This window comes from Clostridiales bacterium, from assembly GCA_030016385.1.
In the GTDB taxonomy this organism is placed as follows: domain Bacteria; phylum Bacillota; class Clostridia; order Clostridiales; family Oxobacteraceae; genus JASEJN01.
Map to the genome: position 1 here is coordinate 1 of JASEJN010000054.1, position 21,069 is coordinate 21,069.

22 protein-coding genes are annotated in these 21,069 nt (G+C 40.2%); 3 read left to right on the top strand and 19 right to left on the bottom strand.

The annotated features are described in order from the left end of the window. Positions 1 to 208: 208 nt before the first annotated feature. From pgmB to QME45_11560, 3 genes are all read right to left on the bottom strand, one after another. Positions 209 to 853, bottom strand: coding sequence for a beta-phosphoglucomutase (gene pgmB / locus QME45_11550; GenBank protein ID MDI6619287.1), 645 nt, complete (start codon positions 851 to 853; stop codon positions 209 to 211). A gap of 1 nt (position 854) precedes the next feature. After that, the gene (locus QME45_11555) at positions 855 to 3,182 is read right to left on the bottom strand and encodes a glycosyl hydrolase family 65 protein (protein ID MDI6619288.1); all 2,328 of its coding nucleotides are present in this window, start codon (positions 3,180 to 3,182) and stop codon (positions 855 to 857) included. A 124-nt stretch (positions 3,183 to 3,306) separates the two neighbouring features. After that, complete coding sequence (locus tag QME45_11560) at positions 3,307 to 4,323, bottom strand: LacI family DNA-binding transcriptional regulator (GenBank protein MDI6619289.1); 1,017 nt, start codon at positions 4,321 to 4,323, stop codon at positions 3,307 to 3,309. Positions 4,324 to 4,562: 239 nt separating this feature from the next. Here QME45_11560 and QME45_11565 point away from each other — a divergent pair, with 239 nt between their 5' ends. Continuing rightward, complete coding sequence (locus tag QME45_11565; GenBank protein ID MDI6619290.1) at positions 4,563 to 5,129, top strand: NAD(P)H-dependent oxidoreductase; 567 nt, start codon at positions 4,563 to 4,565, stop codon at positions 5,127 to 5,129. A gap of 175 nt (positions 5,130 to 5,304) precedes the next feature. On the opposite strand, the gene QME45_11570 is transcribed toward QME45_11565, so the two are convergent. The 6 genes from QME45_11570 to sufC all read right to left on the bottom strand — a co-directional run bounded on the left by QME45_11570 (position 5,305) and on the right by sufC (position 10,743). Next, positions 5,305 to 5,715 (bottom strand): Rrf2 family transcriptional regulator, encoded by a 411-nt coding sequence (locus QME45_11570; protein ID MDI6619291.1) that lies wholly within the window; start codon positions 5,713 to 5,715, stop codon positions 5,305 to 5,307. 78 nt (positions 5,716 to 5,793) lie between these two features. Beyond that, positions 5,794 to 6,225 carry an SUF system NifU family Fe-S cluster assembly protein gene (locus QME45_11575; GenBank protein MDI6619292.1) on the bottom strand — a complete coding sequence of 144 codons (432 nt, stop codon included), beginning with the start codon at positions 6,223 to 6,225 and terminating at the stop codon, positions 5,794 to 5,796. Continuing rightward, positions 6,215 to 7,438, bottom strand: coding sequence for a cysteine desulfurase (locus QME45_11580; protein ID MDI6619293.1), 1,224 nt, complete (start codon positions 7,436 to 7,438; stop codon positions 6,215 to 6,217). Before QME45_11580 ends, QME45_11575 begins: the two co-directional genes overlap by 11 nt. Beyond that, complete coding sequence (locus QME45_11585) at positions 7,425 to 8,531, bottom strand: SufD family Fe-S cluster assembly protein (protein MDI6619294.1); 1,107 nt, start codon at positions 8,529 to 8,531, stop codon at positions 7,425 to 7,427. Before QME45_11585 ends, QME45_11580 begins: the two co-directional genes overlap by 14 nt. Positions 8,532 to 8,537: 6 nt before the next feature. After that, positions 8,538 to 9,965, bottom strand: coding sequence for a Fe-S cluster assembly protein SufB (gene sufB / locus QME45_11590; GenBank protein MDI6619295.1), 1,428 nt, complete (start codon positions 9,963 to 9,965; stop codon positions 8,538 to 8,540). A 25-nt stretch (positions 9,966 to 9,990) separates the two neighbouring features. Beyond that, positions 9,991 to 10,743 (bottom strand): Fe-S cluster assembly ATPase SufC, encoded by a 753-nt coding sequence (sufC, locus tag QME45_11595; GenBank protein MDI6619296.1) that lies wholly within the window; start codon positions 10,741 to 10,743, stop codon positions 9,991 to 9,993. A gap of 235 nt (positions 10,744 to 10,978) precedes the next feature. On the opposite strand from sufC, the gene QME45_11600 reads away from it, so the two are divergent. Beyond that, positions 10,979 to 11,341 carry a metal-dependent transcriptional regulator gene (locus QME45_11600; protein MDI6619297.1) on the top strand — a complete coding sequence of 121 codons (363 nt, stop codon included), beginning with the start codon at positions 10,979 to 10,981 and terminating at the stop codon, positions 11,339 to 11,341. Positions 11,342 to 11,351: 10 nt separating this feature from the next. On the opposite strand, the gene QME45_11605 is transcribed toward QME45_11600, so the two are convergent. The 10 genes from QME45_11605 to QME45_11650 form a co-directional block, all read right to left on the bottom strand. Next, positions 11,352 to 11,729: a metal-dependent transcriptional regulator gene (locus tag QME45_11605; protein MDI6619298.1), complete on the bottom strand. Its 378-nt coding sequence runs from the start codon at positions 11,727 to 11,729 to the stop codon at positions 11,352 to 11,354. Positions 11,730 to 11,782: 53 nt separating this feature from the next. Continuing rightward, positions 11,783 to 11,968, bottom strand: a complete 186-nt coding sequence (locus QME45_11610) for a hypothetical protein (protein MDI6619299.1) — start codon at positions 11,966 to 11,968, stop codon at positions 11,783 to 11,785. Positions 11,969 to 12,062: 94 nt separating this feature from the next. Next, a complete protein-coding gene (locus tag QME45_11615) occupies positions 12,063 to 12,269 on the bottom strand; it encodes a hypothetical protein (GenBank protein ID MDI6619300.1) in 207 nt (68 codons plus the stop codon). A gap of 64 nt (positions 12,270 to 12,333) precedes the next feature. After that, on the bottom strand, positions 12,334 to 14,469 hold the full coding sequence (gene feoB / locus QME45_11620) for a ferrous iron transport protein B (GenBank protein ID MDI6619301.1): 2,136 nt from the start codon (positions 14,467 to 14,469) through the stop codon (positions 12,334 to 12,336). A gap of 67 nt (positions 14,470 to 14,536) precedes the next feature. Then, positions 14,537 to 14,758, bottom strand: coding sequence for a ferrous iron transport protein A (locus QME45_11625; GenBank protein MDI6619302.1), 222 nt, complete (start codon positions 14,756 to 14,758; stop codon positions 14,537 to 14,539). A gap of 14 nt (positions 14,759 to 14,772) precedes the next feature. Continuing rightward, positions 14,773 to 15,075: a FeoA family protein gene (locus tag QME45_11630; GenBank protein MDI6619303.1), complete on the bottom strand. Its 303-nt coding sequence runs from the start codon at positions 15,073 to 15,075 to the stop codon at positions 14,773 to 14,775. 269 nt (positions 15,076 to 15,344) lie between these two features. Next, positions 15,345 to 16,406, bottom strand: a complete 1,062-nt coding sequence (locus tag QME45_11635; GenBank protein MDI6619304.1) for a hypothetical protein — start codon at positions 16,404 to 16,406, stop codon at positions 15,345 to 15,347. A gap of 304 nt (positions 16,407 to 16,710) precedes the next feature. After that, positions 16,711 to 18,354 carry an extracellular solute-binding protein gene (locus tag QME45_11640; GenBank protein ID MDI6619305.1) on the bottom strand — a complete coding sequence of 548 codons (1,644 nt, stop codon included), beginning with the start codon at positions 18,352 to 18,354 and terminating at the stop codon, positions 16,711 to 16,713. A gap of 57 nt (positions 18,355 to 18,411) precedes the next feature. After that, positions 18,412 to 19,293, bottom strand: a complete 882-nt coding sequence (locus tag QME45_11645) for a carbohydrate ABC transporter permease (GenBank protein MDI6619306.1) — start codon at positions 19,291 to 19,293, stop codon at positions 18,412 to 18,414. Positions 19,294 to 19,314: 21 nt separating this feature from the next. Continuing rightward, on the bottom strand, positions 19,315 to 20,253 hold the full coding sequence (locus QME45_11650) for an ABC transporter permease subunit (GenBank protein ID MDI6619307.1): 939 nt from the start codon (positions 20,251 to 20,253) through the stop codon (positions 19,315 to 19,317). Positions 20,254 to 20,773: 520 nt separating this feature from the next. On the opposite strand from QME45_11650, the gene QME45_11655 reads away from it, so the two are divergent. Further along, positions 20,774 to 21,069: helix-turn-helix domain-containing protein (locus tag QME45_11655; GenBank protein ID MDI6619308.1), on the top strand; the 296-nt coding region annotated here is incomplete at its 3' end.

Below are 21,069 nucleotides of genomic sequence, written 5' to 3' on the forward strand. Positions count from 1 at the left end.
TGGGGTTTTTCATTCGCAATTTTTACCAGTAAAAAAGCTAGCACAACGAGTTAATATATCAAATCCATAAACTTATCTCCAAATTTTTATTTTGCTATATGCAATACTATTAAAGAAATTATGTCTATGTTATATATAATTTATTCCTTATTTATTATTAAAAAAGGAAGAGTAATCGTTTATTTTAACTCTCCCTTATGGCTTTACGTTATAAAAGCTTTAATATATCATCCGGGTTTCCCAAGTCTTTCAGAATAACATCAGCTTCCTTTACAGTCTGTGGATTTCCTACGCCGACGGATAGCATGCCGGCTCTTTTTATAGCCTCAATACCCGCTTTTGAATCTTCAATACCGATACATAAACTGGGATCAACTTTAATGCCCTGCGCCGCATTTATGAATATTTCAGGATCCGGCTTTCCGTGCTTTATTTTGGCGGCATCGACTATATAATCGAACTTATCTTTTATTCCAAGGTTATCGATAACGGTATATGCATTTTTACTAACCGACGCAACAGCCGTTTTTATGCCTGATACCCTTAACCCATCGATAAGCTTTGATACTCCTGGAAGTATATCATGGGGCGTTATGCCCTTGATCATCTCTTTATAATATTCGTTCTTTCTATTTGCATAATACTCCTTTTCTCCGTCCGTAAAATGCCTATCGCTTCTCTCAAGTATTATTTCAAGAGATTCTAAACGGCTTACACCCTTTAATCTTTCATTTATCCTTTCATCAAAATATATATTGAGTTCGTCGGCCAACTTTTTCCATGCCAAATAATGATACTTTGCGGTATCTGTTATAACACCGTCAAGATCGAAAACTACTCCTTTGTAATTCAATTTATAACACCTCTTTAATTATCCTTTCTCCATTTTCAAGCGATATCCTGTCATCATACAGATATATATCAAGGCTGCTGCCATCCAGAAGCTTGAATATTATATTCTTATCATCTATTCTGACATATAGCCTGCAGTTTCTGTATTTTACTTTAAACGATAAGGAATTCCATTCTTTCGGAAGTGCAGGTGTAAAATGAAGCCCATCCGAATATACTTTCATACCTCCAAAGCCACTTATGACGGCGCTCCATGCTCCGGCCATACATGCCGTATGGATGCCGTCTTTAACATTCCCGTTGTAATCATCGAGATCCATTCTTGAAGTCATCATAAAATACCTGTACGCTTTGCTAAAATAACCGATATCATTCGCAAGTATACTGAATATGGAAGATGACAGAGAAGAATCATGAGTCGTAATAGGCTCGTAATAATCATAATTTTTCTTAAGTTCATCCTTGCTGAATAACTCCCCTCGCAAATACATAAGCAGCAAAACATCGGGCTGTTTACAAATTTGGTACCTGTATATATTAAGGTAATGCCTGTGAAGAAGTATGGGCTTTTCATCCTGCGGTATATCATCGGCATTTATTCTTTTTTTATATATAAAGGTATCGTCCTGGGGGATTATGCTAAGCTCTTCTGAATACGGCAGATACATATTTTGTGCGGCATCGGCAAAAGCATCGATTTCCTTTTGTGTAAGGGCGATTTTTTCAGCCACTTTTCTGTAAGCTTCAGGAGCTTTGTTTTTCATATCTTTAGCGATCTCACATGCGTATTCCAAATTCATTTTTGCCATGTAATTTGTATATGCATTATTATCAACAAGGGCTGTATATTCATCAGGACCCGTCACACAATTAATGCAGAATTTATTTCCTCTCAATGGTATATACGAACCTATGCTAAGCCATAGTCTCGCTGTCTCAAACACTATTTCGGCACCGTATTTATATAAAAAATCATAATCTAAAGTTGCTTCCACATATTTTTTGACGGACAGAACTATGTCGGAATCTATGTGGTATTGAGCTGTTCCCGCCGGGAAAAATGCGGAACATTCCGGACCGTCGATGGTTCTCCAAGGATACAGCGCCCCCTTATATCCGAGCTCTTTTGCCCTCTTTCTGGCCGCATCCAGCAAATTATACCTGAACATAACAAAATTTCTTGCTATATCCGGAACGGTATAAAGAAAAAACGGCATTATATAAACATCCGAATCCCAGAAATAATGGCCTTCGTAACCTTCACCCGTAAGTCCCTTTGCGCAAATGTTTGTTATATCGCTTCTTCCGACTGATTGAAGCAGTTGGAATTCATTGAATCTTATGCCCTGCTGCAGCGCTGTGTTGCCGTCAATTATTATATCGGCATCATCCCAAAATTTATTGAGATAATCCTTCTGTTCGCGAAAAATCACATCCGGGCCGTCATTCTTTCCATGTTTGACTTCATTCAAGGCATTGCTTATTAGTTCTTCCTCAGTGCACTCCCTTGATGTATAGTAAGATATATATTTAATCAAAGTATATTCCCTGCCTGAAGATACGTCTACATCAATTTTTACTCCCGCTAAGTCTGCATCGCTTACAGCATTCATATCATAATCGTCATCGGATATAATCTCATGATCGTAAGAACAAGCATATTTCAATTTGCTTCTTTTCGTACCCTGCAAAATCCATCCTTCCAACCCTTCGGTTTTAATTCCGAAAGTTTCAAGTACCCTGCCTGATATATTGTTCCCTACACGAACATCTTTGGTTTCTTTGTTGTTTACAATATCGCCGTTAACCTCAGATATGAATGTGATATCCCCCGTAAAATTAATCGGCTTTACGGTAAATATTATCACCCCGAGATGCTGCCTTGTAAGGGAAATGAGCCTTTTAATATTTATTTCCACAATTTTTTTGCCTGGTGACTCCCATTTGATTTTTCTCTCCAAATATCCATATTTCATATATAGAGTTCTTTCATAAGATAATATCTTTCCCTTTAATAAATCAAATCTTTCCCCACAAATAAAAAGCTTGATGATTTTGCCGTCCGCCACATTTATCATCGTCTGGCCGATGTCGGGCAGCCCATAGCCGCCTTCAGGATAGCTTATACCATGTATCTCATAGAACCCGTTGATATACGTAGCATTAAAAGTAGTATCCAGTCTGCCCGAATATCCCTCTTCGAATGTACCTCTCGTGCCGAAATATCCGTTGCCCAGAGAAAAAATAGTTTCATCCCTATAATTTGTTCCAATATCGAATTCATTTTCTGTTATTTTCCACTCTTCAAATGGATAAATCGCTTTGTTCATAAAAACCTCCGTATCCTTAAGTAAAATCAGCTTTCTTTATGGGCCGAAATTTTGTGCATGCATAAATAAACATTATTGATGGCTCCTGCCATGACTCCCTTTATTGTATCCGCACAACAATGTTTTAAAAATTTTTAAATTTACAACATGAGTTTCTTATTACTATATTATGTTTTAAAATAATGTTCTTCTTGTCCAGTATTTCATTGCCAATTATCTTTATCAGCATTTTTGCGGCTGTGGCACCGGTATCATACATGGGCTGTGCTACGGTGGTCAGAGAGGGCCTCGTAATTTCTGAAATGTCGATATTATCGAATCCTATCACCGATACATCTTCAGGGCACTTTAAGCCGAAATCGAATATTGCATTAATTGCACCCATGGCCATTATGTCGCTTATGGCGAAAACAGCATCAGGCAGTATTCCGGATTTCAGCATTTCAAGTGTTGCATCATATCCGCTTTTTGCCTTGAAATTTGCTTCTCTTATAAGCTCATCGCAAATTTCAAGCCCGTTTTTTTTCATTGCTTCTTTATATCCCATCAATCTGTCGACGCTGTCCACTGTCTCCCTCATCCCTTCCAACGGGCCATGGATTATGCCTATATTCTTATGCCCCATTGATATCAGGTATTCGGTAGCATCATATGCAGCCTTTTTATTATCTATTACCACATATGGCACATCATACTTCGTTCCTCTCCCTGCCAGCACAAATGGTATCCTGCTGTCGACGAATATTTTATACACTTCATCTGAAAGATAACTGCTGTGAAATATTATACCGTCGACCCACCGGCTTTTAAGCATATTTATATACTGTATTTCCTTATCTTTTGAGTTGTCGGTATTGCATAGAATAATGTTATATTTGTATAGATTGCATACATCTTCTATTCCCCTTACGACGCCACCGTAATAAGGGTTTGAAATATCGGGAACAATAAGACCTATCGTATTTGTCTTTTTCATAGCAAGGCTTCTTGCAAGTATGCTCGGTTCATATCCAAGATCCTTTGCAGCCTTAAGTACATTTGCCTTGGCTTTTTCGCTTACATAAGGGCTATTGTTGAAAACCCTTGAAACAGTAGCAATTGAAACGTTGGCAAGCTTTGCTACATCGTCTATATTCGCCATAATTATCACCTTCAGTAACCGCTTACAATTATATAATATAAAAGATAAAAACACAATCCGCAGATTGCAATGGATGTATACTTTTATATTCGAGGAATATTCTTTCAATCGCTAAGTTCAAAGGACTTAAGAGTCTGTAAACTTGTTCAGGGCAGAATCAAAACCCGTTTTGCAAAGATAGATATTCATATTGCCATAAGAGCAAAAAATGGTAAAATAAATATAGGGAGGTGCAACTTATGAATAATAAAACTATTGGAGTGTTTGTGGGAAGTCTGCGAAAGGCGTCTTTCAGCCGTGCGATTGCAAACTTTGTTTCATCGTTGGCCCCTGAGAATTTCAAAATGAACATAATAGATTTAGCTGATCTTCCGATGTACAATCAGGATCTCGATGACGAAGGCAGGCCACCGGAATCATGGACAAAATTTCGCACCAAAATAAAGCCGTTAGATGGCTGCCTTTTTGTGACTCCTGAATACAACAGATCGGTTCCGGCCGTGCTGAAAAACGCACTGGACGTCGGGTCAAGACCTTATGGACAAAATGCATGGAGCGGAAAAGCAGGAGGCATTATCAGCGTATCACCGGGAAGTCTCGGTGCATTCGGTGCAAATCATCATCTGCGCCAATCTATGGTTTTTCTGAACATTCTTTTGCTGCAGCAACCGGAAGCCTATATCAGAAATGTATCATCCATTTTAAACGAAAAAGGCGATGTCGTGAACGAATCGATGAAAAAATTCCTGCAGCAGTATATGGATTCTTTTGTTAAGTGGGTCAATACCATTTCCAGTATGCAATAAAGCAAAGTATTTTCCCAACATATTTTAAGTTTAAGATATAAAAAAGCCTGGTAGCGAGTCTGAACTTCTCCTCCTTATGGTTAACAGTTTTATTATTTTAACTGCCTGCCATAGGGGGAACATATCAGCCTTCGCGTCAGGCTTTATCTTGTACATCCGCAGACTTATAGGGCAATCAGCGGCTATTCCTGATACTTTTTTCAAAACTGACGCTTTCTAATTGTTCCTGAATAGTCTTTGAAATATTGGCAAAAATTTGGTGATAATAACAGCTGCATTCCGCTTCAGCCAATCCGCACGGCATATTGCCCGAAAGGCAGCGATTGATCGCTATCGGCCCATCTACCGCTTCGATGACTTCCCTCAGATTAATTTTCTCAGGCTTTTTGGCGAGCTCATACCCGCCGGATGCGCCGAGAAAGGACTTCACTATGCCATTTTTCACAAGCTTTCTCAGAATTTTAAGTGTAAAACGAAGCGTCACTCCGGTAGTATCCGATATTGTTCGGGCGTCAAGCCTTTTATCGCGCGCTACCAAGCAATCGATTATCCTAACTGCGTCATCAGCTTCCTGTGTTATGCGCATGTCTACCTCCAATCTGTCCATCTCGTTCATTGACTAAAGCCTTGATATTTTAGATCTATTTTCGGAACTGCATGGACTTTAACTCTTTTTTTGAAGCGCATCCTCAAGTGTGTGCCACCCGAGAACCGCACATTTAACCCTCGATGGCATGTGAGAAATATTCTTAAGAGCCACCGCCTCGTCGAGGGTTTCAAGCTGCTGCTCATCTGTTATTTCATGCCGGATCATACCCATAAATGTTTTAATATGAGCCTTCGCTTCTTCCACCGTACCACCTTTTATAAGATCGATCATGATCGAAGTGGAAGCCTGCGAAATGGCACAGCCAATTCCGGTAAAAGCAGCATCCTCAATTTTTCCATCCTTAATTCTCAGCTCAAGGGTAATTTCATCTCCGCAACTTGGATTTACACCCTTTAGAACTACGTTCGGCGAATCTATATGATGCTTGTTTTTGCCCGAAGCGTTGTGCTCCATGATAATCTGGGTGTAAACATCCTCAAGCCCCATAACCCAGCCACTTCCTCACTGATTTGAGATTCTCCACAAGAATGTCGACATCCTCGAGAGTGTTATAAAAATAAAAACTTGCCCTGCAGGTTGCGTTGAGACCCAGATACCTCATTAACGGTTGCGCGCAGTGATGACCCGATCTGATCGCAACACCGCCTGCATCGACTATGGAAGATACGTCATGCGGATGGGCATCTTTGATATTGAAGGATATGACACCGCAGCGTCCCGCTCCGGTCTGCTTGCCGTAAATAGTAATATAGGGCACTGTGGAAAGCCTTTCGAGCGCGTATTTGGTAAGCTCCGTCTCGGTTTTCATTATATTTTCATATCCTATTTTTTCGATATAATGTGCTGCAGCAGCAATCCCGACTGCGCCCCCTACGTTCTGGGTACCGGCTTCAAATTTCTGCGGCAGAGGCGCTGGCGAAAAGTCCTGCTCGTAAACATATTCGATCATATCTCCTCCGGTAAAAAACGGCGGCATCTTGTCGAGCAGCTCTGCTTTTCCATAGAGTACGCCGATGCCCATCGGCGCCATCATCTTATGTCCGGAGAATGCGGCAAAATCGACACCGAGTTTTTTAACATTTATTCTAAAATGCGGGATGCTTTGCGCGCAGTCAAGCGCAACTACGGCTCCCACACTATGAGCTTTTTTTATAATTTTCTCAACGGGGCTGACAGAGCCGAGCACGTTGGAAACGTGGGTAATTGAAACTAACTTAGTTTTTTCTGTAATCTTATTCTCGATCTCTTCATCAGAAATTTCCCCTTCACTGTTGATATAAAGGTATTTAAGGGTGGCACCCTTTGCTTTTGCCACCTGCTGCCACGGAATGAGGTTGCTGTGGTGCTCTAATATGGAAATTACGATTTCGTCACCCTTGCCTATAAAATTCATGCCATAGCTGTATGCCAGCAAATTGAAGGATTCGGTAGTATTTCTGGTGAAGATGATCTCCTCAGGTTTTTCAGCTCCGATAAATTTGCGAATAACCTCACGCGATTGCTCGTAAGCTTCAGTGGCCCGAACGCTCAAGTCATAATTGCCACGATGCGGGTTTGCATTTGCCTCTCGATAATAAGATGCGACAGCATCTATTACAGGATTCGGCTTTTGAGCGGTGGCCGCACTGTCAAGGTATACAAGCGGATGGCCGTTTACAGTTGTTTGCAATATCGGAAAGTCATCTTTATATCTTCTCAATTTTGTTCAGCCTTTCTATAAGATAATCTGAAATCTCCTGCCTAAAAGCCGGCACGGGAATTCTTGTCACTACAGGTGAAAAAGCAGCTTCGATGAGCATCTTCCTTGCCTCGGACTCATTCAATCCACGAGACATCAGGTAAAAAAGCCGGTCTTCATCGACATGACCGATGCTTGCGGCGTGGCGCCCATCGACATCTTCTTCTGCACAGAGAATAAGAGGAGCAGTACGATTGCGCACATGCTGACCAAGCAACATGGTAGTCTCCTCTTCGCGTCCCTTGGAGCCCGAAGAACCTCTTTTAAAATCAATAGTTCCACGGAAGATTTTTTCGCTCGAATCGAGCAATGCGCCATGTGCTTCTATTTTGCTCTCTGTATTCTTGCCTTTATGCTCGGCGACGATTCCTATATCTATCTTGCGTTCCCCATCGCCGAAATAAACGACACCCATATCGAAAGCGCTTTTCGGTCCCGAAAGACATGTTTTACAGTTTAAAAACGCACGCTTTCCGCCAAGCTCCGATGCGATAACCTCGATGCGCCCACCTTCGAAGGCAAATGCTCCGACCGTATCAAACTGCTGACAGGATTCACCAAGCATCTGCACAAGCACAAGCTTTATATGCGCGTCCTTTTTGGCGATCAGTTTTGTCATTCCAAAATGGAAACCCTTAATCTGTTCCTGCGATGCATAATGCAAAACTACTGTTGCATCGCTACCTTCTTCAGCAATGACTATGTTGTCGTCAAGGACGGAGGGAGCATTCAATCCGACATTGTAATCGAACACGATAGGCTCCTCAATCCGTTTGCCGGAGGCTATATGGATGAAGTAACCGCTATTGTGGCTTGCCCTCATGAATTTGACTATCTCAGGCGCTATCGTAGGGTCTGTCTCATCATCCATAAATACTATCCCATCTTTGAAAATATTATATACCTCAGCGCCATCAGGTACCTGACCTGTAAATGCTTGAAACTTATATGGCCTTATGGAAGGGACGGTAAAATCGATCTCCCCTCCGTTGACACCTATCCACCGCCAGGTTTTGGCGGGAAGGATATTAAATTCTTTTAAATTAACCTGCATACTTTTTCACTCCTTTCCGCCTGTGGAACCGGCTGAATGATTTTCCATTTCCAGATTTATCAGGTTATTCATTTCCACAGCGTATTCCATTGGAAGCTCCTTTGCAACCGGCTCTGCGAATCCACGCACAATCAGTGCCCTGGCATCAGACTCGCTGATTCCGCGGGACATAAGATAGTAAATGGCATCATCGCTGATCCTGCCGATTCGCGCCTCATGGCCCACATCCGCTTCGTCGTTTTGTATATCCATGGCCGGAATCGTGTCCGATCGGGATATGCTGTCAAGCATCAGCGATTCGCAGGATACAGATGATTTAGAATGGCGGGCTTTCTCAGTCACTGTCACCCCGCCGCGGAATATGCTGACACCTCCGTCCTTGGAGATGGATCTAGTATTGACGACCGAATAAGTATGGGGAGCATCATGAACGACATTCGCACCCGTATCAAGCGTCTGACCGCGGCCTGCGAATGTGATGCCTGTAAATTCGGCTTTGGCGCCCTCGCCGCTTAATATGCTCATCGGGTAAAGCATAGAAACCTTTGACCCAAACGAACCTGAAATCCATTCTATCTTTCCGTTTTTTTCCACCCGCGCACGCTTTGTGTTGAGATTCATCATGTTCTTTGACCAGTTTTCGATGGTCGAATACCTGAGGGTTGCACCTTCGCCTACATAAAGCTCCACGCATCCTGCATGGAGGTTTGTAACGTTGTATTTCGGAGCGGAGCATCCCTCGATGAAATGAACGCTTGCACCCTTTTCCACAATTATCAGCGTATGTTCAAACTGCCCCGCGCCAGGTGCATTGAGCCTGAAATAGGACTGGAGCGGAATGGAAACCTTCACGCCTGCAGGCACGTAAACAAAAGAGCCGCCTGACCATACGGCACCGTGCAAAGCCGCAAATTTGTGATCTTCCGGATGCACGAGCTTCATAAAATGCGACTTTACTATGTCAGGATATTCCTTAATTGCGCTTTCCATGTCGGTATATATGACGCCCTGTTTTACAACTTCATCCCGAACACTGTGGTAGACGACTTCTGAATCATACTGTGCCCCTACTCCGGCAAGGTAATCTCGCTCGGCTTTAGGGATGCCCAAACGCACAAATGTGTTTTTGATATCTTCCGGCACTTCCGACCAGTTCCCACGCATTTCGGTATCCGGCCGAACATAAGTCACTATGTTATCCATGTCAAGCTCGTGGAGCGAAGGACCCCAGACAGGCAATTCCAGCCGGTTATAAATTTCAAGAGATTTAAGGCGAAAATCAAGCATCCATTTTGGATCGTTCTTCTCAGCCGAAATCTGGCGTACGATATCCGGTGTCAAACCTTTTGAAACTTTGAAACTTGCGTTTTCTTTATCTTTTATATCATAAATTGTACGGTCAATATCTATTACTGAAACTTTTTTCTTCGACAAATGTCTCACCTGCTTTTCATATATGTCAGATTGATGCTGCCTGGGCAAATTCACCGAAACCGGAACGGTTTATCTCTTCAATGAGATCAGCGCCGCCTGTTTTGACAATTCGTCCATCTACTAAAACGTGGACAAAGTCCGGAGTAATATCCTCAAGGATATTCGTATTGTGTGTAATGATAAGCAATGAATTGTCCTCGTTTTTATATTTTCTCACGCCCTGTGAAACGATGCGTACGGCATCCACATCGAGGCCTGAGTCGGTTTCATCCAAGATTGCAAGCTTTGGATTCATCATCAGCATCTGCAGAATTTCATTCTTTTTTTTCTCTCCGCCAGAAAACCCGACGTTGAGATAGCGGGATGCGTATGATTTATCCATCTGAAGCTCTTCCATGCGCCGTTCAAGTTCTTTTTTAAATGCCAGAACCTTCAAAGGCTTGCCGGTAACAGTGCTGCACGCCGTACGCAGAAAGTTCTCAACGGTGATCCCCGGAATTTCTTCGGGATTCTGAAATGACAAAAATATACCCTTTCTTGCCCGCTCATCCGTGGTGCTTGCCGTGATATCCTCACCTTCAAAAATAATGGAACCTCCCGTCACTTTATACTGCGGATGTCCCATAATTGCGTTGACAAGTGTGGACTTGCCTGCGCCGTTCGGTCCCATAAGGATATGTACCTCTCCCTTACCGAGCACAAGGTCAAGGCCCTTGATAATCTCCCTTTTACTTGCCTGCACATGCAGGTTCTTGATTTCCAGTAATTTATTCAGCATTTTCACACTTCCTATTTGCAGATATATTTTATATCTAAATTAAATTGCAAAGAATTGGAGTCCAAATCTCGTCGCATATATTATACTATATTAGTATATATTAATCCATAGCATAATATTAAAAAATTTGGATTTTATAATAAAACTCAATTGCAAAAGTGTTGCAAAGCTGGTTAGCAACTGCTAATATATTAAGTAATACAGCATAAGTTTCAATGTAAAGGAAGGTGGGCATATGAAAATACAGGAATCTGGCGAGAATTATCTGGAGATGATTTTGATTCTGAAAAATAAAATCGGGCTTGTTCGCTCCGTCGATATTGCTCGGGCGATGTCATTTACGAGGCCCAGCATCAGCCGCGCCATGTCCATCATGAAAAAAGCAGGATATATCACCATGGACAGGGAAGGCTATATTGAGCTCACGGAATCCGGGCTCAAAATAGCTGAACGGATATATAACCGCCATCGCCTTCTGACTGACTGGCTGACCGCAATCGGCGTAAACAAAAAAACCGCAGCCGAGGATGCCTGCCGCATGGAGCATATCATCAGCCAGGAAACATTCGACAGGATTAAAGACCATATGAAACGATAGAAAATAGCCATCATCCTTTTTCGTGGTGTTCTGTCAGCACAAGGGAAGATATCTTTCGTACGCTATTATCTGAAAGATCGCATAGGCAGAGAATTGCATCATGCCTGGCTTCGTTAGCGGAAACTTTAAGATGCCTGTAAAAATATGCATAAAGCAGCACATATTTGTTGTAAAGCTGATTTGCAATCTGAGCACCTTGTTCGCTGAATTGTACCTTCCCATAATATTCCTTGCGGATAAGATTGTCATCAGATATGGCTTTCAGCATTTTGGAAACGCTTGAGCGCTTGATTTTCAACGAGAGTGCGATATCTTTTGAAGAAACCTTGTTACTATGCTTTCCCAATTCGTAAATTACGAACAGGTACCGTTTTTTTGCGGAAGACAACAATAAAATTCCCCCTTTTACAGCCATTTCCTGTTAAAATATATCAGATGGATTTAATGTTTCACTTTATCCAACCCTTTTATCTTGCCTTGGTTGCAATGTGTGCAACAGCTTGAGGAACCCGAATGGCGCGTACCTTTGTCACCGCAATTGCAGGTTCCTTTTTTTATAATATGGCGTATAGCCAGGACAAACATAGCGATTATAAAAAGGCTGATAAATATTGTCGGTAAATTCATAAAAAGACCTCCTTGAAAAATAATCAAGCCAAGATTAAAGCCTCCAAAGTCACCTCTTTACAGCAGGCATCTCTACCGGAAAGGCAGCACCGTATCAGTGCTTGACCGGTGCTGCCTTAACTGAGGCATAGGGACATCCGCGGCATTCTGCACAATAGCCGCTGCAGCCCGTAGACTTTCTTAAACGGCATGTTTCTTTTGTTTCGCATACTGCGCACATTCCGTTTTTCACAAGATATCGGATGTCAAAAACTAAAAGTGCAACTATGATAAGTCCAATTAAAATCGTCGGTAAATTCATAAGGACACCTCCCTGTCAACCGGGGACAGTTTGCTAACCATCCCCTACAAATCAGTTCCATATATTAAGCCCTTGCTCCCGCATGATTGAAGGCAGTTTTCTCACGGTAAGCCGGACGTACAATCAGGAACACCATCAGAGCGACGACAATGATGGCAATGATCTGACCGATTCCGAAGTTAGCGCCATAGAACAAAAATCCTCCAAGCTGGTAGGCAATGAATGCCATGCTGTAACCGAGTACAACCTGATAACCGATGCCGATCGTCGTCCATTTTCTGCTGCCCATTTCTCTGGCAAGGGTGGACATAGCCACGATGCAAGGCGGGTCAAACAAGTTGAGGATCATGTAGGTAAATGCGGCAATCGGCGTAAACATGGAAGCGATACCGCTTATAACCGCTTGTGTGTTTTCAGGATCAGCAATACCCTGTAAAACCGCAAGTGTCCCGATGGCGCTTTCCTTCGCCATAAGAGCGCTAATCGTGGCAACAGCACCTTTCCAGTCGCCAAACCCAAGAGGTGCAAATAGCCATCCGATCGCGCGTCCAAAACCTGCCAGCATGCTATGCTCGATATCGACCATACGCATACTCAGGCTGAAAGTGGAAAAAAACCAGATCACTACGACAACGGTGAATATGATCGTGCCAGCCTTGATGATGAACGCCCGCGAGCGTTCCCACATGTGAATCAGCACGCCCTTGAGTGATGGAACATGATACGGTGGCAATTCCATTACGAAAGGAGCCGGGTCTCCTCCGAAGTATTTCGTCTTCTTCAGTGCTATTCCTGAAAACACAATGACTGCGATGCCGAGGAAATACATAGCCGGTGCCATCAAGAAAGAATGAGGGAAAAATGTTGCTGTTATCATGCCGATGATGACAGTCTTAGCGCTGCATGGCATGAATGTTGTCAGCATAAGCGTCATCCTACGGTCTTTTTCATTTTCGATGGTCCTCGTCGCCATGAGCGCGGGAACACCGCAGCCGGTACTGATAAGAAGCGGTATGAATGATTTACCGGAAAGGCCGAATCTGCGAAATATCCTATCCATGATAAAAGCGACTCTTGCCATATATCCCGAATCCTCAAGAATGGCAAGGAAGAAGAAAAGTATAAGCATCTGCGGTACAAAACCGAGCACCGTACCGACACCACCTATAATGCCGTTCACAATAAGGCTGATGAGCCATGGAGCAGCGCCGATAGCTTTCAGTCCTGCCGTAGCGCCGTTGGTGATCCAATCACCGAACAGGGTATCGTTGACCCAATCTGTCGCAATGCCTCCAAGCGTGGTTACAGAAACGTAATACATCAATGTCATGACGACAACGAAAATCGGAAGGGCGAGGAAGCGGTTGGTCACGATCTGATCGATCTTATCAGAAGTCGACATATGTCCAGGATTTTTTCGCAAGCACTTAGCAATAAGTTTGGTAATATATTCATATCGTTCATTTGTGATGATTGTTTCGCTGTCATCATCAAACTCTTTCTCCACAGGAGCTACGATTGTTTCCAGCTTTTCTTTCTGCTCTGCTGTCAGCTTAAGTGCCTCCAGTACTTTTTCATCCCGTTCGAACAGCTTGATGGAATACCAACGGTTGCGCTCCGGTTCAAAGAGATCTTTAAAATTTTCATCAATCTCCGACAGGGCCTCTTCAACACGCTTATTGAAGGAGCGCTGTGGAACTGTAACAGTTCTGGCCTCAGCTGCCTTGATAGCCATTTCGGCCGCTTCCATCGTTCCCGTACCTTTTAATGCCGATGTCTCGACGATTTCACAGCCTAAAGCCGCTCCAAGTTTTTTGGTGTCGATCCTGTCGCCTGACTTTTTGACGATATCAATCATATTAAGCGAAATCACAACCGGAATCCCAAGCTCCACCAACTGTGTTGTCAGGTACAGATTCCTCTCTAAATTGGTGCCGTCCACCAAATCGATAATGGCGTCGGGATGATCATTCATCAGATAGTTGCGGCTGACCACCTCCTCAAGAGAATATGGAGAAAGAGAATAAATCCCTGGAAGATCAGTGATAATAACGTCTTTATAGCCTCTAAGCCTTCCTTCCTTTTTTTCCACAGTAACCCCCGGCCAGTTGCCGACATACTGGGTGCTGCCCGTTAAGTCATTGAACATTGTGGTCTTACCGCAATTTGGATTGCCGGCAAGAGCAATCTTTATACTCATTTAAATTCCTCCCTTTCATAAGTTAGCCATGGCTAACTCGGCACTATAAAAATAAAAATCATACCTTTTAAACTACCTCGATATTTTCAGCTTCGTTTTTGCGGATGGAAAGTTCATAGCCGCGCACAGTGATTTCAACAGGATCACCGAGGGGAGCAACTTTACGGACAAAAATTTCGGTACCTCTTGTGATTCCCATATCCATGATACGGCGCTTGAGCGCACCAGAACAATTGAGCTTTGCGACGGATACTGTTTCACCGCATTTGACCTCTTTCAATGTTTTCACACGAAACCCTCCCTTTAATTTAATTGCAATGTTAGAACACGGCTTGCCATAGCCTTGCTTATAGCCATCCTTGTACCTTTGATGGCTACGATCACGTTTCCGTTCAATTCGGATACGACTGAAACCTCGGCACCTTCAACAAAACCAAGATTACATAGAAAACGCCGTGTTTTATCCTTGCCGCCGATTGATTTGATACTTACCTTTTCACCGCTGCCTACCATGCTAAGAGGGATAACATGCTGAGAGATTGCAGCATGCTGGTAGCGTGACTTAAAATCTTCTCTGTTTAAGATCGCTGCATTTTCGATTGCCATATATGAACCTCCTTTATTGTTAGCTATGGCTAACATATAACCTTTTAATTAGGAGTTAGCATATGCTAATCTCCTTACTCTTTGAGTATATACCCACTAACTTTAACTGTCAATGGCCGGAAAGAAAAAATTTCACCCAAGTGTAAGTCATTTAATTGCCGCAACATCAAAACTCAAATGAAAATTAAGCTGCTTATTGATAAATGGAACACCGATATCGATGTTCCATTTATATTTTTCTGCTTATAATACACATGCAATAATTTTTTTTAATCATATGTCTTGGTATACCAATCCATCAGCATATCGGCATCTTCGTTGCTGCAATACGTCGATACCAATACGCCCTTAGGTGATATGTGTTTGAATAAGTCCTGTATTTTCTTGGGATCAGCGCCATTAAGCACTATGTTTTTGCCCTTTTTCTGTATTCTCCTGTAAATATCATACCATGCCTCTGATGTCACATCTAAATTTCCCGCGCCAGGCACCCATTGTATGCCGTCAAGTTCATCTATATCCAATAGTATGTCAAGATGCGGTATTTCTCCCGGTCCGTCAAGATGATATATTGAATAATCGAGCCTCTTCGTTTGTTCTCTGATGAAAGGCTCTATAAATTGCCTGTACATTTTTGGAGAAATCATTGCAGAAAAATCTGCCTGAAGAGGATACCATTTCTTGGGGCACCATATTCCCATCCATGCATCATAACCATCACAATACTTTTCTATCTTTTCATTTACACGATCATACACATAAAACCACAGTTTGAGTATTTTTTCTTCTGCTGCTAAAACTTTCTCAGGCTGGTCTATCAATTCAAGCAATAACGTTTGGGTTGTCCTAAGGGATGCTAATATATCTATTATCCCCCCTATATCCGTTGTTCCGACTGAGTATTTCCCAGAAGCTTTTTTTGCAGTCAGTTCAGCAATTTTCAAGGTATACTTCCACCAATCATTGTCCTCATCGATAAAGTTCAAAGACTTTTCAATATCTTCCCATTCCATGGGATGTTCAAACCATGCCGAATGGCCATTGAAGCCAAGGTATCCTGTTATGTATGCGGCCATAACACCGGGTCCGAGGTTAAGCCATATCTCGGGATATGACGAGCACAAATACTTTGAATTGTTTATTGAGCATTCGAATTCCTTGATGACCCTTTCAGGGTCATCTTTAATGATCAAAAAATTGAAACCATTCCATCCTTTAGCCCTGTTTTCTGCATCCTTATTCTCGGTCATTAACTGGAGCAATGGCTTGTCAAGCTCCTTGTTCCACCATTTTGTATATTGTTCTTTTATTTCCCTCCGGTTATTATGCATCAAGGCTCCATCCCCCTATCGCAGCTTATTTATTGCTTTATAAAGAATATGAAATCTTCGATATAACTTATTCTACAAAACAAGCGAAAAATATCTCCCACTTATTAACATCTTAATACAAAAATAGATACTGTCAAGTTACTGTAGTGAAAAAGAATATAGATATAACCCATTCACATAAATTAAAGCCAAACTATTGAATTTACTAATTATTTCTCTTCTGTATAGGTAGGCACTATTATATAATAAAATCGCCTCATAATAAATTTAAAATTATTAAGAGACGATTTTTATTATTATCTGATTATTTACCAACTGTATATTTTGCAGAGTTTGTTTTATATACTTTATAAGCATCATTATATGCTTTCAGCACTTCATCAATCCCCATTTTTTTAACTTGACTGACATAATTACTAAAGTTTGACAATGGCTGTTGGCCTGTTATGAACTTATTAATTTCTTGTTGTTTGTATGTCTCAATATCAGCCAACTTACGGTTTATTGATGCATCATCAATTGTAACCTGAGGAAGAGGTGCTTCAATTATACCAGGTTCTCTGTATATCTCCCATGCCTTAACTGTCCATGGAGCTGTTTGTTTCATAGTTCCCATCTCTGCATCCCATGTATCCCACCATGGTAAAACTGTTGTTTTTAATCCGCTAGATACCTTTGCAAGTTCTGGATCTTTACTGTCAGGATTTTTTAGAATATAATCAGTATATTGAGGTTTTCCATCTACCATAGTATAATGTTTTCCTTCAATACCATAGTTAACCAGTAGCTCACCATCTTTAGAAAACATATAATCTATCAATTTTATTATCTCTACCTTATATTTAGTGGTTGAGCTTATCGATGATCTTAAACCAGCAAGACTCCCTGAAAGACTTGTATCTTTATATCTATCTCCATTTGGTCCCTTAAATGGAATTATAGCATCATATCTTGCATCACCAATTTTTTCAATAGCCTTATTCGCTGAACCAAGTCCACTACCAGGCCATACAAATATAAGACCGGTCTGATTGTTTGTTATTTTTTGTAACCATTGATCTCTTGTCACATTAGCATATTCTTTATCTATTAAACCTTCAGAAAATAATTTATTTATATATTCAAGCCCTTTTTTATAACTATCATTAATAGGTCCATATTTAATGGTATCTTCATTCTTATCAAGATATAAACCCATGTGTCCTCCAAAACTGTTAACAAGTGGAAGTATTCCATCCCAGTGAGCTGTATCAGCCACATAGGGAATCTCATCAGCTTTTCCATTACCATTTGGATCGGCTTCTTTAAATTTTTTTAATACATTGTATAAATCATCTGTCGTGTCAGGTATTTTTAATTCCAATTTATTTAACCAGTCAGTCCTTATTCCGAAAACAGGACCTATAGCATCAGATGGATTCAAAAACGGTATAGAATAAATATGACCATCATTTGCAGTTATATCTCCCCATATATTCTGCTGATATGGTACCTTATCAATTGGAGGATTGTTAAGAACAGATGTAATATTAGGTCCATACTTTTTTATTAAATCTTCAAGTGGAATAAGTGCACCTTCCTTTCCATACTTTACTATATCATTCTTAACACCCCATGATATAATATCTGGTAAGTTTCCTGATGCCATTACCAAATTAAATTTTTGAGCTGTTTCCTCGAGAGGAAGTAATTCAAACTTAAATGCAATATTCGTTCTCTTCGTTAGTTCTTTATAGAAGTCCATATCTGGGGTAACATCAGTAGTTGCCCATGTTGGCGCAACAATTTTCAAAGTAATTTTATTCTTTACAATTGGAAGACCATTTCCTCCACTCATAGAATTAACCCCACTTGAAGTTTGTTCTACCTTTTTATTGCATGATACAAATAAAAAAGTCATCATGACAATGAGTAACACAGAAATATTTCTTTTTAGCAAATTCTTCATAAATAAACCTCCTTATATAATTTTAATATTAAGTTATTTATATTAATAAATTTATATTTACCCTTTTATAGCTCCTATCATAACACCGCTGGCAAAGTATTTCTGAAGAAAAGGATATACTAATAATATAGGTAATGTTGAAACGATAATTGTAGCATATCGGACAGTCTGCCCTATACTTTCTCTATCCTCAAATGTTCCTATAGCTTTCATTTGTTCCATATTATCAAATTGGATAAGCACTTTACGCAAAATCATCTGAAGCGGATACAATTGACTTGAATTAAGATACAATAAAGCATCGAAAAAGCTATTCCAATGACCTACTGCATAAAACAGCGTCATTACCGCCATCACTGGTTTTGAAAGAGGCACAACAATTCTAACTAATATATATAGATCATTTGCGCCGTCAATAATAGCTGCCTCATGTAAGCTTTCAGGAATATTTTCAAAGAAACTTCTCATAATTATTAAATTCCATGTACTTATAGCGCCAGGTATAACCATTACCCACCTTGAATCTAGCATTCCAAGATTTTTAATTAGTATATAGGTTGGAATCATCCCACCTCCAAAGAACATTGTAAAGGCTATGATAGGCATTATTATTCTTCTGCCATTAAAAGTTCTTCTTGATAAAGGATACGCTGCCAATGTCGTCATAATTAAGTTTATAACCGTACCGATTAAAGTGTACCAAATTGTATTAAAATAACCTGACCATATTTGTTTATCTTTTAAAACCACATTATATGCATTTAAATTTATGCCTATTGGGAATAGCCATACTGAACCACTGTTAACACTTTCAGGGCTGCTCAAAGAAGCAACAATAACATACAAAAATGGATATAATGTGATACAAAGTACTAAAGTCGCTAATATAATGTTAATAATATTGTATATTCTATCTTCTAACGATAATTTAATTTTCATATTCATACCCCTTTACTTTTATTACCAAAGACTAATTTCACTAACTTTTTTACTTATCTTGTTTACTGAAGCAACTAAGATAAAATTAATTGCTGATTGGAATAGACCTACTGCACTTCCGTAACTAAATTCACTATTTCCTATACCTATTCTATAAACATATGTATTAATAACATCGGCAACTTCATAAGTAAGAGGATTATACATCAGCAATACCTTTTCAGCCCCTACACTAAGCATATTTCCCATTCTTAAAATAAGCATGATAATTATAGTTGGTAAAATAGAAGGTAAGGTAATAAATATTGTCTGCTGTATTTTGTTTGCTCCATCTACTTTTGCTGCTTCATACAACCCAGAGTCAACTCCACTTAAAGCTGCTAGATATATTATCGAGCTCCAACCAACCTCTTGCCAGATACCAGATGCAATATATATTGTTCTAAACCATCTAGGCATTATCATAAAATTAATTGGTTTCTGACCAAAAAAAGAAAGAACGTGATTTATAAGTCCGGTTGTAGGAGAAAGAAAGTTAACTACCATTCCTACTACTACAACAGTCGATACAAAGTGAGGAAGATAGCTTATTGTCTGTACAGATTTCTTATAGAATTTAGCTGTTATTCCATTAACGATTAGTGCAAGTATTATTGGCGCAGGAAATCCAAAAATGATGCTATATACATTTAATAGAAATGTATTCCTCATTAATCTCCAAAAAAAAGTAGAATTAAAAAATTCGATGAAATATTTAAACCCAACCCATGGTCCTTTAAGAATACCCCTATATGGAGAAAAGTTTTCAAAGGAAATAATAAGCCCATACATAGGAATATATTTAAAAACAATATAGTATATAAGCGGAAATAGAATCATCATCCACAAATACTTATCTCTATTAAATATTTTTGATAACTTGTCTCGCTTTGAAAAATGAGATTTAAATGTATGTTCCATGCTAATTCTCCCCTTATCATAAGTCATCTAATTGCTAATTTATATTATAATAATTTTCAAAATGTTTAGAATGGTTGAATGTTCAAAAAAATAGCACTTTTGTTTAAATAACTTTATAAGTACCTTATTTCTTAGCTTACTATATCTATGTAAAATAATAGGGTTGTTACACAATGGTATTTTTTATAATAGTGAATCCCTAAGTTTTGTAAAAGTTTTTATCCAAGCACTGTTGGGAATTTTAGCTGTAACTCTATCCTATTTTATTTCATAACAAACAAAGATCTTTTCTATCAAATGGTTTAATATTAGCGTATATTGGCAGGTGAAGTCCGAGAATCTGTTTTACATATGGAAGAAGACCAAAGCCGAGGCCAACCGCTATATCTTCATGTGCCCTATGTGTTAGCATAGTTGTCAGTGATAAATAAAAGCATTTGTGGTAGTATTGAGGTACCACAGGAAAGGATCTGACACTATGCAATACAGTCAAGAGTTAAAGAATTCGATCACGCGGAGAATGTTACCTCCGAATAATGAGTCTATCAGCAAAATATCTAAAGAGGAAGGCATCTCAGAGCAGACGCTGCGCAACTGGAGAGATAATGCCAGAGCAAACGGTATTGCTGCACCTGCAAATGATGCAATATCCGACAAATGGAGCACTCAGGATAAGTTCCTCATCGTTGTGGAAACAGCAGGAATGAGTGAAACAGAACTTGCTGAGTATGCCCGTCAAAAGGGGCTTTATGTTGAGCAGATACATGCATGGAAAGATGCCTGTATGAATGCCAACGGTGGTGTTGCCCAAGAGGC